The sequence below is a fragment of the Marinobacter sp. BW6 genome (genome assembly GCF_008107725.1).
GTDB lineage: Bacteria > Pseudomonadota > Gammaproteobacteria > Pseudomonadales > Oleiphilaceae > Marinobacter.
In genome coordinates this window covers 1,587,185-1,601,447 of sequence record NZ_VIRN01000064.1, presented here as the reverse complement: position 1 = coordinate 1,601,447, position 14,263 = coordinate 1,587,185, and the positions used below count along the sequence as shown (strand labels likewise).

Genomic DNA, 14,263 nt, shown 5'->3' with positions numbered 1-14,263 from the left:
AATTCTTAACTCCATTCCTCAGGACATTCTTTCTTCCAATCTTCAAATGCGGCACGCAAAGAATATTTATAGGAATACCCTTTATTCAAAAGATACTGGGGTCGTATATTGTTTGATCGCACCAATTTTCTAATTCTCACCGGACTGAAAGGATGACTTATATTCAAAGGTTTGGCGAAGAATTCAATGAAATATGAACAGGTTAAAAGCAGCCTGTACGATATATTAGGGACCCAACGTTTAACGCCAGCGACATTACAAATAGTATTAACATACTCTTCTATAGATGGACCCGGGTTCATGCTCATATTAAACAGGCTTATTTTTTCGCCATGCTTATCCTGGTTCTCCAGAACCCAGTAAATAGCCCTACAAAGTTCTTTAACGTACGTACCGGCTTTCCTTGTGTTTCGGTTGCCCATATAAAAAAAGTAGCGTCCAAGAACAGCTTTGATCAGCCGAGATACGTTACCGCCTTCGCCAGGACCAAATACTACACCTGGGCGAACAATCACCAGACGACGATTAACTTCGTCCCTGGCCTGCCAGGTTTGATGTATTTTTTCGGCGACCAGCTTCGACCCGCCGTAAGCAGTTACAGGAACCGGCAACGACGCTTCTGTTTTTACCTGTTCACTCGGTCCATAAGGAGAGATAGAGCTGGTGAACACTAACCTGTTACAGTTCACCTTTTCTGCAAAAGCGCACACATTCTCGGCACCTAGCAAGTTGGTCTCGTAATATTCAAGGTCTTCGTGACCAGGCTCTCGATGAATTGCTGCAAAGTTTGCAATCAGTGCTACGCTCTCCAACGGATGCCAATCTACTTCTTCACGTACATCACCAGCTCTATATTCAATACGCGGATCACAGTCAAAAAGACGCATTCTAAATTCACTGTGCTTTTCTTCAATAGATTCACTATCAACGATGTAGACCTTACCTATAGAGCTGTCTTCTAAAATATATTTAGCAAAATACAAACCTATAAATCCAGCACCACCAAATATAACGACACTATTCAAACCTAAACCTCCCTAAAACCGGGCTTTTTAAATCACTATTATTTCGAAAGGACAATCAAGAATTGAAGGTTTTTCGGATACTAAGAACTTGAGCAAAAATACCATTACGGGAACCGACTAATGTCAAATGAACCTTACTCGTTTGGAATTGGTCGAAACCTGCGCTTGAATATTTTTACTAAAAATATCGTCGTGAAAAACGAAACCAATATATAAACACCAAGAGCACTCTGAATTAAATTTACTACGGGAGCAAAAAAAACCACTGCTGACATGTAAGCGTAAAGCGGGAGATACTCTATATTACCACTACAAAATTTATAGTAGCAGACGGTCATAGCTCTCCCCCAAAGGGCTAAAAATAGAAAAGCAAAGAAACCAAAATCTACCCATAGCGGGCCTAGGATTGTTGTATAAATCCCAGAGCGAGGCGAAGCTGACTCCAAAAAATCAGGTCCAACAGAAACTCCGAAAAACTTCGCTATTACGCTAAACGTGTATATTCCAAACTTATGATCGTACTGCTCAAAATTATCAAACAAAAACGAAAACTCTAAAGCCCCGTGAAGATAATATTGTGCAAAATTTATTACTACAAAGTAGAATACCGAAAAAATACCTCCATCTTCGGCCAACTTCTCTCCGAAGCTACTAGGAACTAATGTGAATGCATAATTACTGTGAAAAGCGCTATACAAAGGAGAGATTCCATGCGCCTCAAGCCTATTCAACAAAATCATACCCGAAACGTAGAATAGAGTAATGCCAACAGCTGAAAGCAGTGCCACCGATAGCATTTTTACCTTAAAAACAAACCTAGTATAAAAAAACAAGATAAACAAGGTAACAAGCACGATACCGCGACTTCCTATAAACAAAATCTCAACTGCGGGAACAAAAAACAGTATGATTACAAATAACTTTGACAGGCCCTTTAAATTAAGCACTGTTACAAAGGCAGGCAAGCTTAAGCATAAGGCATAAAATGGCCCCGCAAGAATTCCAAATATCGAAGTTGACTCTAGCGAATATCGTCTTTCCGCAGCGCTACCATATGAAAGAACGTCCCGAACGAGAACCTTGTCCACAAACTTGAAAAACACGCTCAAAACGGCTAATAGAAGAAGAATTTTAAACGCCGCCCTTAAGCTTCGAAGGTACGAATCGGTTAACTCAACCTTGACTGGCCTCGCGCTTGGTGGGACAAATATTCTGCAAGACATCCATCCGATTATCAAGGAAAGCTGCCCTATTAAAAGTAAAAGAATGGCTTCCACCGAGGGAGAGTATTTTACTTCCACTGGAGAAACTAACCACACGGTTAAATAAAAAAATATAGATCCAAAAATAACACTAAATGGTGTCATTACTTCCTTTATCTCCCAACACGCGGAGCAAAGCATGAGCTAACCTTGAAACATTAGCCGCTCGCAGGCATTTTGGATCGGATACTGGCTCACTCACTTCTCCTGGCATAGCATGCTCCAAGAGGTATTTGGCCACTTTAAAAGACACATTGTTATCTGACTGGTATTCCGAGACTCCAGAGATGTCCGTTTCAGAAAGGGAATCAATATTACTTTTTATTACGCTGAAATCTCTGAACGGTGTGTCACCGATTATGTAAACAGACTTACCGGCCAATAGCCGCTCTATTTGAATAGTACCGGTGACAGTAGCAACGAGATCACACATTTCAGAAATGTCAGCCATAGGTACAGCGCGATCTAGAAAGTAGACGTTCCCTCTTGAGTAAAGATTACTGATTTCCAACCTATTCATTTCAAAATACGGTTTTGGATTAGCCTTCAACAACAATACCCAGTCACTGGGCAAAGCCCGCGCAAGTTTTTCTATTATGGCTAATTGTTTATTATTCGGAGCCCCCCACACCTCAAGATTAAATTCCGGCTGCATTTGAAGCGGATACAAAAGAACTTTCTTGTTTATTTTACGAAGTCCATCTAAATCGACTCTGCACTTGTCCCACAATCGTAACTGGGAGATCACCTTTTTCTTTTCAACAAAGTTTTCTAATGGATTTTGTGTATTGAATGATTCTCCCGATAAATATCCCAATAACACCTTTAGAGTATCGAGCTTTTTTAAAAGCGCCTTCTTGAGCCTCGAAATTTTTTTAGTATTTTTTCCCATATAATCGGGAACCGGTCTATTTGTTTCGTAATACTTCAGATAATCCCACACCTGAGAATCAGAAACATCCTGAAGCTTTACGGGATTCCATCGATCGTATTCGAATATACTAATACATCCATTAGGGAACCGTGCGCTTTCTATATCGTAAAAGGGGATGCTGAGCTGTTTCGCTATTAAACATGCGTAATGAGCATAGAAAGTCCCAAGCTCTCCAATTATGAAATCGGGTTTCTCTTGAGCTATAGCCTGCTCAATCATTTTTCTGTAGTACGGGTAGTACCACGGTTCTCGGTTAAAATGGATCGAAAACCTATCGCTTGAAATGACTTTTTCATCTAATCTATCAAATTTTAGATTTTCTATGGTTTCTATTTTTGGAAAACCTAGCTCATACAGCGCCCCTCGCTTTGGTCTATAAAACGGATTCATTATTAACCAACTCAAAACGAGTTCAGGTTTCAAGTCGGATAGTTCGTGTGCGAGACTTTCAAATAGCTTAGTCTTAGATCTTACTTCAACAAACATTAGTTTCATTATCGGAGCCTATTAAGCATGGCAAACTTTATGAAAAGCGAGCACGTTTCTCTTAGTTAGCAGTGTAACGTGAAATTTTCCGCAGAAAACGGAATTAAGGTGCGGGGAGGTAGTGTCTTTTGAAGCTCAAAAGAGATCGGTCAGGTTTTCTTTGACCCAAAGTGGCCCGTTGCTTCCAAGACCTCTCTGACTACAGGAGTATATGCTCTTATTTTCTTGGATACTTGAGTTCCGATCACCCAGTCTCTATTTTTTGGCGGTAAGCCATAACCTGGCCTTACACTTCTAATGCAATCAGCGCTAACTATTTCACCTTTGTTCATGTCCTTGACAAAATATAAAGAGCGCCTGAACTGCACATTTCCTTGTTCACTAGATTTTTGACCATAATCCACATTTCCCAATGCCTTCCAAGCAGTCTTGCTATCTCGACAAAGGGCTGCAAGATCGGCCGGCTCTAGAGAGAAACTGTCATCAGGACCACCACCATTCCTGTCTAGTGTAAAATGCTTTTCAATCAGCGAAGCACCCAGAACAACACTTGCGATGGCCGTAGTATTATCAATAGTGTGATCAGACAAGCCGGTTACCAGGCCAAAGCGCTCGATCATATCCGGAATGGTTCGAAGGTTGTAATCTTCCGCAGGTGCCGGATACCCACTTACACAATGTAATATTGCCAATTGCTGGCAGCCGCCGTCGCGCGCTGCAGCGATCGCTTCTGCTATCTCTTCCGCATTGGCCATACCGGTTGATATAATCATGGGTTTTCCGGTGGATGCAACGTAACGGATCAGGGGCAAGTCAACAGCCTCAAATGAGGCTATCTTGTAGGCCGGTGCATTCAAATCTTCGAGCAAATCCACAGCGGTATTGTCAAAGGGTGAGCTAAAAATCGGAATACCCACCTGGCGTGCATGCTCAAACAGGGGCTTGTGCCACTCCCATGGCATATGGGCCTCTTCGTACAACTCATAGAGTGTGCGGCCATCCCACAGCCCCCCCTTGATTCGAAACTCATCTGCATCAGAATCAAGCGTGATTGTATCGGGCCGATAGGTTTGAAGTTTTACGGCATCTGCCCCTGTTTTTTTTGCTTCCTCAATGATTCGCATCGCCGTCTCAAGCTTCCCGTTATGGTTTGCTGAGAGTTCTGCAATGATGTAGGGAGGATGATTCCGCCCAATCTTACGGCCAGCAATGGAAATTTCCTGAGTCATATTCAGCTCCCTACCATACGAATAAGTTTTTCTTGCATTTTGGGACGTTGGTCGGCCCACTCTTCCGCCAAGAGGCCAAGGCGGTAGATATCAACGTACTTGCCGCTTCGCTGGTATTGATCTCTCAGGATACCCTCCACTTTGAACCCGAATTTTTCATGAAGCTTGATTACAGGTGTGTTGAATGCAAGCACTTCACAGCAGAGTTTATGAAGCTTTAGTTCATCAAAAGCATGATTCAACGCCAGTAACTCCATTCGACTACCCGTACCCTTCGGCGCTGCCGGTGAAGCGTAAAACGCCCAGAATGAATTGGCATTGGAATGGTCGATGCCAGTAAAACCCACAACGCCCAATGGTTGCCCGTTCTGTTCGTAGATGAAATATCTCTGGGTGTCAGACGCCTGAACCTTGGCCCACCACGCCCGATGTTCCGCCAGTGTTATTTCGTGAGTTGTATACATGTTGTCTCGGACGGAGGGTTCATTACGCCACGAAAGCATTAACTCCAGTTCAGTTTCCTGTATCGACCTGAGAGCGCCAAATTGGGCCGGTAGTTCAGTCATTGTCTTACGCCCTTATTACTCGGTTCTTAGATGATTTACTACTCGCACACACCCCAGCCCATCGACCAGGGAAGCACCTGCATTGCTCATAGCGAATAAATTCGCCGCGAATTGTTCATCCGCCAATACGTGTTGGACAGCAGTTTTCAGATCACTGTTGTCTTGGATTACCGCGGCGGCTCCTTGCCTGGAAATAGCTTCTGCGGCGTCTTTCTGGTTTTCGGCTAATACCATTGTCATGGTTGGCAACCCCAAACAACAGCGCTCCCAAGAGGTACTGCCCGCTGCGCCAATACAGAGGTCCGCAAGAAACATGCGTTCTGCCATGTCACTCACGTTCACACTCACGGATATCCTGAAAGGTAACACCTCCGCTTGTCGGCGAACCTCATCCAACGCGGGTGCTGATGCTCCCATCACTACATCCAGTTCGGTTTCCGGTGGTAATTGGCTTTTCGATAACACATCCAACACCTGACCTGTCACATTATCCCGATCGACACCGCCCAGTGTAATCAGGATGCGTTTAAGCTCGGGCGTGCGTCTACGCTCAAGACTGCGTTCCCGGAACTCGGCAAACTCAGGCCGTAGCAGCGCGTAGTGGGGACCAATAAGGCGGATGCAGGTTTCCGGGACCAGTCCGTCGTAGTCCTCAGCCTTTCTACCGAGATTCTGATCTAGCAGCAGCTTACATTCGTGCGGCCTGTCAGCAATGTCATCGATAACCATTACATCTTTTACTCGCCTGGAAACCCTGCGTTCCCAGCGCGCATCCAGAGCGTAATGATCCACTACCAGCCAATCGATGATTGGGCCGTTAAGGGCCTCAAGAGTTTGTTCAGCATCCTGCTGCCAAGTCACTCCCAGCCAGTCTGCGTGCGCCAGCGCAGAATCACCCTCGCTATCTATGTTCCGCTCACCCCAGTCTGCCTGGCTAAGAAGACTCAGCTGAAATCCGCGTTCTGCGATCAGTGTCCCAAGGTTTCCCGAATGATTCCGACAAATAAAGGTGCACTCATGCCCCTGACTGCGCAATGCTTCTGCCAGCGTCAGACACCGCATTGCGTGGCCGGTGCCCATTTGAATGGAGGCATCTACTCGAAAGGCGATGTGCATTAGTCGGCGCCCTGCCCCTGCATGGCCCTGAATAGCCATTCTGCGCGCACCCAATCCTCAGGTGTATCGATATCCTGAACTCGATGTCTCGGCAAGGTTACTGGCACGGCATCTTCCGAGAAGATGGGCTTTTCGTCCTTCCAGGCTTGTGCAACGCCCCAGTAGAACTGGCCGGCATCGTGCCAGGCTTCTTCCAGATCCTGGGATCGAGTCTGGAAATGTTCGGGATTGAACATCGCCACTCGCCCCTTGCTCGTGATGCGAATGGCTCGCTGAATTGGAAAGGCGTAACTGGTTACGGAGAAGGCATAGCTGCAGGCTTCGCTTTGCAGCATTTGTTGACCGCTCTTCAAATCCTCCGGGGAGACAAAGGGAGCGGTAGCATAGAGGCAGCACGCCTCGGATACCGTACTGCCATTATCGCTCAGCCATTCAACAGCATGGCGGATAACGGGTAGGGTCCCAGTGTAATCATCCGATAGGCTGGGTGGGCGCATAAAAGGGATTTCCGCGCCGAATTGCCTGGCAACTTCGGCGATTTCTGGGTCATCCGTGGACACGACGATACGGTCAAAACAACCACTTTTGCGGGCAGCCTCGATAGACCACGCAATCATCGGTTTGCCACAGAACTCTTTGATATTTTTGCGTGGAATGCGCTTGCTGCCGCCACGGGCGGGGATAATGGCTGCAGTGCTCATTGTCAGCCCCCCGCCAGCGCCTTGCGGAGCACCGCAACCACTTCGTCCTGCTGCTCTTCCGTCAGGCCCTGGAACATCGGCAGGCTGATTGCCTCCCGGTAATAGGCCATGGACTGCGGGAAGGTCTCTGCCTCAAAGCCCATATCGCGATAATGAGGTTGGGTGTGCACCGGAATGTAGTGCAGATTTACCCCGATGCCTTGCTCGCGCAGAGACTCAAACACTTCCCTGTGGCTCTTGGTAATGTTGTCCAGCTTAAGGCGAATAACGTAAAGATGCAGGCCGGAATAACTGTCCGGGTGCTGCCACGGCAAGACGATGGGTAGATCCGTCAGCAGCTGATCATAACGCTTCGCTAACTCGTGCCTGCGGGCGACAAAGGCATCCAGTCGTTCCATCTGGCTTACACCGAGCGCTGCCTGTAGTTCGGTCATCCGGTAGTTGAAGCCCAGATCCACCTGTTGGTAATACCAGGGTCCATCCGGCTCTTGAGTCATCAATGCCGGGTCTCGGGTAATGCCGTGGCTACGAAGGAGGTTCATTTTTTCTGCCAGACCATCGTCGTTGGTGACAGCCATGCCGCCTTCGGCCGTGGTGATAATTTTTACCGGGTGAAAACTGAATACGGTTATGTCGCTGTAACGGCTGTTGCCGATAAATTCGCCCTGATACTTCCCGCCAATCGCATGGGAAGCATCTTCAATGACTTTAAAACCATATTCCTTTGCCAGGGCGGCAATCGCTTCTATATCACAAGGCTGGCCAGACAAATGAACTGCTACCACCACCTTGGGCAGACGGTTTTCATGCTTGGCCTGCTCAAGCTTTGCTTTCAAAGCCACCGGGCACAGATTGTAGGTTTTCGGATCGATATCGACAAAATCAACCTGCGCACCGCAATACAACCCACAGTTGGCCGAGGCCACGAAGGTGACCGGCGTTGTCCATAACCAGTCGCCCTGCCCCAACCCGAGTGCGAGGCAGGCAATATGCAATGCAGACGTAGCACTATTTACGGCCAGGGCGTGGTTGGCGCCCACGTGATTGGCAACGGCTTCCTCAAACTTTGGCACCATGGGCCCTTGAGTCAGGAAATCTGACCTCAAGACCCCCAGAACCGCATCGATGTCTGCCTGGTTAATATCCTGCTTACCGTAAGGAATCATAATCAGATTTTGCCAATCTCGTTGAAATGCCGGTCAATCCAGACTTTCAGGTCTTCATCGGCCATCCATTCGGTGTTGTTGTCGCTGGAGTAAACGAAGCCTTCGGGAACGAGCTTACCATCCTTGATTCGCTCCTGACTTGTTCCCCAATTATTGATGTTCGGCAGAATCTTGAAGTGTTCCGGGTATTCGTAAGTAAAGTATGAATCTTCTGCGCCGATCATCTGCTCGTGCAATTTTTCGCCCGGCCGAATGCCCACCACTTCTTGCTCAGCCTCTGGCGCAACAACGCGTGCCAGGTCCGTCACGTTCATGGAAGGGATTTTCTTGACGTAGATTTCACCGCCAACCATGTCTTCAAACGCGTGCCATACCAGCTCCACGCCCTGCTCCAGGCTGATCATGAAGCGAGTCATTCGCGGATCGGTGATGGGAAGTACGCCTTTATCCTTGATTGACATAAAGAACGGAATTACCGAGCCGCGGGAACCCATCACATTGCCGTAGCGAACCACTGAGAACTTGGTTTGATGGCCACCGGCGTATGAATTGCCTGCCACAAACAGCTTATCCGAAGCCAGCTTGGTGGCACCGTACAGATTGATGGGGCTGCTGGCCTTATCCGTAGACAGAGCAACCACCCCTTTGATGCCTTTATCGATAGCTGCATCGATGAGGTTCATGGCGCCGTGAATGTTGGTTTTTACACATTCAAACGGGTTGTATTCGGCGGTGGGTACGATTTTGGTAGCCGCAGCGTGAACCACGTAATCCACACCATCCAGCGCGCGGTAGAGGCGGTCTCTGTCGCGTACATCGCCAATAAAGAAGCGCAGACGATCATCGTCCTGAAACAGTTTGGCCATTTCCCACTGTTTCATTTCATCTCGAGAAAACACGATGATTTTCTTAGGGTTGTACTTTTCCAGGGTCATCGGAATGAATTTATGGCCGAAAGAGCCGGTGCCGCCAGTAACGAGGATGGTGGAGTTTTCGAGCATAGTCACTTTCTCTGGGTTTTACTGTAAAGGTGAATGGTATCACCGCCAGTCAGCGGGTGTTAATCGGTAGAATTGCAGGGTTTTCCAGGCCATTATGAAAACGAAGGCTGATATCAGCCCAAAGGGGACTGCCAATTCTGCAAAAACAGGCGCAAAAAAGGCAGTGCTGGCCAAGAACACCAGAAGGCCGGCAATGTGCGATACAATCAATGGCTTGTCATTGCCTCTGGCATACAACCCGTAGTGAGGGATCATTCCCACTACAAAGAGCCCGGTTGCAAGCAGTAGCCAGCCGAACAACTCGATTTTTTCAAGATAGAGCGGCTTATCAAGCCACTGCAGCAAGGGCATGATCGCCAGCCATGCACAGGCGGAGAAAAAAGCAGTCAGGACGACAGTTTGCCAGGCCAGCTGTCGGAATTTCTTTCGAAATTCTCCAGCATTATTGTTTGCGTGGGCAGAAATCATGGCTGGGTAAAGAAAGGTGAATACCCCCGCATCCATAAAGCCCAGCAACGCCATACACATTCCAATAAACAGTACGTATGCGCCCAGCACATCAAGCCCAGCCAACGCTTCAAACCAATACCTGTCGACTGTGTAGATACCACGTAGAGCAAGTGTGGCAATCAACATGGGTAGAGCAATCTTCAGGCCTTTTCTGAGCCAATCCCAATCGACAGCCTTGAGCCAGCCACCCATCGGTATCTGCCAAAGAACTGCAATCCCAATAAGTAACCCGATGCTGCTGCCTGCAATCCAACCGGTCAACACGGTTGTCAGCTGTTGGCTGGATTTATTGAGGTACATGATAGCCACCACCGCCAAGCACCAGGCACCAGCTCTGAAAAAAAGCACCCAGCTCGCAACCAGTTGCCTTTGAAGGGCAACCAGAATCCGGTTCAGCTCTTGCGTTATATGTTCCAGAACCAGCAACACCAGAAACCAAGGTAGCAGCCACCAGGGGAGCAAATTTAGGCCAAACAGTCCTATGGTAAGTGGTAAAAAGACCGCATACAGAATCAGATTCAGGGCAGCCTGGCTCTTCAGCAGCTGACCACGCTTTTCAGGGCACGCTTTCAGAATTTCCCGTGTTGTGAAGATGTAGAAATCAAAGCCGACAAAATAGAGCGCATAACTGATAGTAACGGTAAGCAAACCGTACAATCCGAGCTCTGCGGGCTCCAGAAACCTCGCCAGCATGAAGATCAGCAAGAACTTGCTGACTAACGTTGTGCCCCGAAGCCCGAGGTTAGTGAGCCGTATCAGAACCTGTTTCATTCAGCGTCAGGACTTGAGGTTCCATTGTTCTTGGGGCTGGCGTCGCGACCACTTCCGATAAACGCCTTTATGAAAACAATGAAAACACCGAGCATACCACCCAGGAGCGTTGCAATTACGCAGATGAGCGCTCGCTTGGGCTCCGCCTTTTCCTCGGCTACAACAGCCGGGTCCACCGTTTTAAATACATACTCTTTCTGAGCATTGGCAAGCATTACCGTGCGGGTTTCATTCTCGATCAGCTGATAGAACACCTGCTGCATCCCTGCAATATTGGTCTCATCCAACTTTTGCTCAAGATAAGCTATGCGTGCCTCGGCCTCGTCAACGTCTGCCTTTCGCATGTACTCATTAATGTCCTGGACCAGCTTTTCAGCCCACTGCTTCGCCAGAACCGGGGAAAAGTGTTTGACGCTGACAGTAATCATGCCTGTATCTTTGGCTTCGCTGACGCTGAAGTGCTCCTCTCTGAATGCTTCTACCATGTCCCAATCAGTGGGTTTATAGGTTTCGCCATCGCTGTCGAGAAGCCACTCGCCTGTGCCAGGGTTGTACTTATCCCGGTCGTACGCCCACTCTTCACTCTTCTTATTCCAGCCTTCAACTGCCATCAAAGGTATTTCCATATCATGGCGATGGAAAAATTTCGTCAGGAAAGCCCGGGATTGAAGGACCTCTTTGGCAATAACGGTCTGGTTGGAGCCGCCACCGCCAAGGTTAATACCGGCAAGACTGGCTAGCCCCCCAAACTGACTGGCTAGCCCGCTTAGGCCGCCGCCCTCTTCCTGAGCCGGGGCAACCAGCACGCTGGATTGGTAAATATTGGGCTTATACAGTGCATAGCCAACGCCCATGGCTGCGAACACCACCGTTGTCAGGACAATGATCCATTTTCCTCGCCAAAGTGTCGCAAACAACTCACGAAGATCAATCTCATCATCCGGATAGTAGGTCTGTTGCGGGATTGTCTCGTTCATCAGAGGTTACCTACTGCTGCCGCGCCCAGCGCGATCTGGTAAACGATCTGGCTCACATTGGTCCAAAGCTCAAGTTGGTTCAGACGGTCTACGTCGATCGGCATAATGATGGTATCCCCCGGCTGCAACTGTTGGCTACGGCCACCAAACCAGCGGCTACGTTCAGGCAACATGACGGAGCCGTCGGCTTTTACCACGTACACCCTGTCTTCATCTGCTTGCCTGGTAGGGCCACCAGAGCGCTCAAGGTAGTCGTCCACTGTCAGACCTGACTGGTGGAGATGACTGGTTGGAAACTGCACCTCTCCGAAGACCGTTACCGATTGGGGAATGGTTGGTACTGTCAGAGTGTCACCGTCCTGCAACCGAATGGCTTGGTAGTCTGGATCATTCAAAACGCTGGCAAGGTTAACAACCAGCCTGCCTACCGGTTCACTGCCCTGCACTTCGTCAAGCAAATCCTTTACTTCCCGAGTTCTATCAGCACTCTGGGCGGAGAAGCTATCACTCTCCAGCTGGACACCAAGCAGGTCACTCTGCAGCCTCTCTTCTGCTTCTCTGAGTCTCTGGGCCTCGAGCTGACGGAGCTTTTCTCGTGAGAATACTGCACCTCTGGGGAAGGCATTGGAGGTAAGCCCTCCAGCCCTTTCCAATACGTCTCTCAAGGTTTCGCCATCCCGGAAGGTGTATTGGCCGGGGTAACGAACTTCGCCTTTCAGTTCAACGGTTCGGGTTTTGGCAAAGTCCGGGATGGATTTGATCAGGATTCTGTCCCGGCTTTCCAACTGCAACGAGGTGTTGCCGGCCATGACGTCAGCGAGATTGATGTTGAGTATCCTCGTCTGACCTACGCCGTTCTCGTCGGTGGTGTAGCGAGCTACTTCCGCCTCGTACAGAGAAGCCGAATCTTTGAGCCCGCCGGCCACAAACACAGCGTCTGAAATATTGCGAGTGGCCGGCATAGGATATTCACCGGGGTAACGAACCGGACCGCTGATACGGATCGTCTGCTGGGGGTCTTCTGGGCTAGCCTGGGCTTTCAGGCGCTGCAGCACTGGCGTGAAGAGGCTCTCGCGGGTGAAATTCCGCCCTTCTTCTCCGCCGTTCACCTTGCCGGCATCCGAGAAAATAAGGATGCGGTCTTTTTCTTCCAGCAGAAGGTCTTCTTTTCCGCCTTTCTGACGCAACGCCTCCCTCAACCGGAGGTTCATCACGGATATGGTGTCTGTTTGCTGATCGGTTCTTACAATCGCTGCATAGCGTTTGTCCGCTGTCGGCATCAGATCGGCATCCAGGTTTTGGAGGAGGGAGCTCACTCTCATTCCCGGCATCCAGGCGAACTTACCGGTGCGGACAGCAGCACCTTTCACTTCAACATATTGGCCGGTGATGTCCGAGATCGAGGGAATTTCAACTTTGTCCCCGGCTTTGATGCGGGCCTGCCGGCCTTTCGGAGCGGTATAGTCGGCTTCGGCAATGATACGTAAGAAATCTTCGTTGGTACGCTCGATATTGATGCGCTGGGGATACGCCTGGGCAGTCAATCCGCCAGCCATTTCTACCAACTCAGCCAGGGTGTTCTCACGTTTCAACTCGTAGAGGGCCGGGCGATAGACTTCACCATCTATGCCAGCGCGTTTACCCACAGACGGTATAAAAATAACGTCGCCCGGCTGTAAACGGTTATCACCCGAACTGTCACCTGCCATAAGCAGATCATATAGGTCCAGCGTGCCTACGAGCTTGCCGTCACGTTTGTGCTGGACAGTACGGAGAGACCCGGTTTGCTTGATGCCACCAGAAACATACAGCGCATTAGTAATGGTCGATAACGAGCTAACGCTGTAGGAGCCGGGATTTCGGGACTCCCCCAACACGAACACACGCATGCTGCGAAGTTCACCTAGCGAAACGCTCGCGTCTACGCCAATGTACTGCTGGGAAACCCGCTTTTTGATTTGCTGCCTGGCTTCATCAAAGCTCAGGCCAGCTATGTTCATTGGGCCAGACTCCGGAAAGCTGATAGAACCATCACGGCTGATCGGCAACTCAAGATTCTGGTTTTCTTTACCCCAAAGTTGAATCCGTAATACGTCGCCTGGCCCAAGAGTATAGTCCGAGGGTACAGGGATCTCAGTTACAGGCGCGAAGGTAGTGGGGTTACCGGCAAATAGGTCGTAGCCGTAAGGTCTTAGGCCATCGTTCTTCTGGGCCTGTTCATCTTCTTTTTGCTTTTCCGCCTGGACTCTCTCGCGCTCCTTGTCGGCAACATCGGAGACTGGCTCAACCACCTCTACCCTCTGGGGGCGCTGCGCTTGACTGCCGATACCAGTCAGGCTGTCAAGATCTACCCCATACTGGCGGGCCAGTGATTCCTGCTGAGCTCTGGGTAACTGCTTGAATTGCTCGATCTGGGCGGGGGATATCGATTGCCCGTAGCTGGTAAGCGGTAGCGAAAGAAGAAGGGCAATAAAAAGTTTTTTAGCCGTCACTGTTTAAATCCAAGCCTATAGAATTTG

The 14,263-nt window shown here is 49.1% G+C and carries 12 protein-coding genes; all 12 read right to left on the bottom strand.

Annotated elements, in window-relative coordinates; translation table 11 throughout:
- Positions 1–5 precede the first annotated feature (5 nt).
- The 12 genes from FMN52_RS16005 to FMN52_RS15950 all read right to left on the bottom strand — a co-directional run bounded on the left by FMN52_RS16005 (position 6) and on the right by FMN52_RS15950 (position 14,236).
- Positions 6–1,025: an NAD(P)-dependent oxidoreductase gene (locus tag FMN52_RS16005; protein WP_148609560.1), complete on the bottom strand. Its 1,020-nt coding sequence runs from the start codon at positions 1,023–1,025 to the stop codon at positions 6–8.
- Between the two features lie 134 nt (positions 1,026–1,159).
- Positions 1,160–2,392 (bottom strand): hypothetical protein, encoded by a 1,233-nt coding sequence (locus tag FMN52_RS16000; protein ID WP_148609559.1) that lies wholly within the window; start codon positions 2,390–2,392, stop codon positions 1,160–1,162.
- Complete coding sequence (locus tag FMN52_RS15995; protein ID WP_148609558.1) at positions 2,379–3,716, bottom strand: hypothetical protein; 1,338 nt, start codon at positions 3,714–3,716, stop codon at positions 2,379–2,381. The genes FMN52_RS16000 and FMN52_RS15995 overlap by 14 nt, the downstream gene beginning before the upstream one ends.
- A 140-nt stretch (positions 3,717–3,856) precedes the next feature.
- On the bottom strand, positions 3,857–4,936 hold the full coding sequence (pseI, locus tag FMN52_RS15990; RefSeq protein WP_148609557.1) for a pseudaminic acid synthase: 1,080 nt from the start codon (positions 4,934–4,936) through the stop codon (positions 3,857–3,859).
- Positions 4,937–4,938: 2 nt separating this feature from the next.
- A complete protein-coding gene (gene pseH, locus FMN52_RS15985) occupies positions 4,939–5,502 on the bottom strand; it encodes a UDP-4-amino-4,6-dideoxy-N-acetyl-beta-L-altrosamine N-acetyltransferase (protein WP_148609556.1) in 564 nt (187 codons plus the stop codon).
- A 15-nt stretch (positions 5,503–5,517) separates the two neighbouring features.
- On the bottom strand, positions 5,518–6,618 hold the full coding sequence (pseG, locus tag FMN52_RS15980; protein WP_148609555.1) for a UDP-2,4-diacetamido-2,4,6-trideoxy-beta-L-altropyranose hydrolase: 1,101 nt from the start codon (positions 6,616–6,618) through the stop codon (positions 5,518–5,520).
- Complete coding sequence (gene pseF, locus FMN52_RS15975; RefSeq protein ID WP_148609554.1) at positions 6,618–7,319, bottom strand: pseudaminic acid cytidylyltransferase; 702 nt, start codon at positions 7,317–7,319, stop codon at positions 6,618–6,620. The genes pseG and pseF overlap by 1 nt, the downstream gene beginning before the upstream one ends.
- 2 nt (positions 7,320–7,321) lie before the next feature.
- A complete protein-coding gene (gene pseC, locus FMN52_RS15970; protein ID WP_148609553.1) occupies positions 7,322–8,485 on the bottom strand; it encodes a UDP-4-amino-4,6-dideoxy-N-acetyl-beta-L-altrosamine transaminase in 1,164 nt (387 codons plus the stop codon).
- Between the two features lie 2 nt (positions 8,486–8,487).
- A complete protein-coding gene (gene pseB / locus FMN52_RS15965; protein ID WP_148609552.1) occupies positions 8,488–9,486 on the bottom strand; it encodes a UDP-N-acetylglucosamine 4,6-dehydratase (inverting) in 999 nt (332 codons plus the stop codon).
- 39 nt (positions 9,487–9,525) lie between these two features.
- Positions 9,526–10,767, bottom strand: coding sequence for an oligosaccharide flippase family protein (locus FMN52_RS15960; protein ID WP_148609551.1), 1,242 nt, complete (start codon positions 10,765–10,767; stop codon positions 9,526–9,528).
- Positions 10,764–11,744, bottom strand: a complete 981-nt coding sequence (locus tag FMN52_RS15955) for a Wzz/FepE/Etk N-terminal domain-containing protein (protein WP_148609550.1) — start codon at positions 11,742–11,744, stop codon at positions 10,764–10,766. The genes FMN52_RS15960 and FMN52_RS15955 overlap by 4 nt, the downstream gene beginning before the upstream one ends.
- Positions 11,744–14,236: an SLBB domain-containing protein gene (locus FMN52_RS15950; protein ID WP_148609549.1), complete on the bottom strand. Its 2,493-nt coding sequence runs from the start codon at positions 14,234–14,236 to the stop codon at positions 11,744–11,746. The genes FMN52_RS15955 and FMN52_RS15950 overlap by 1 nt, the downstream gene beginning before the upstream one ends.
- Positions 14,237–14,263: the final 27 nt, after the last annotated feature.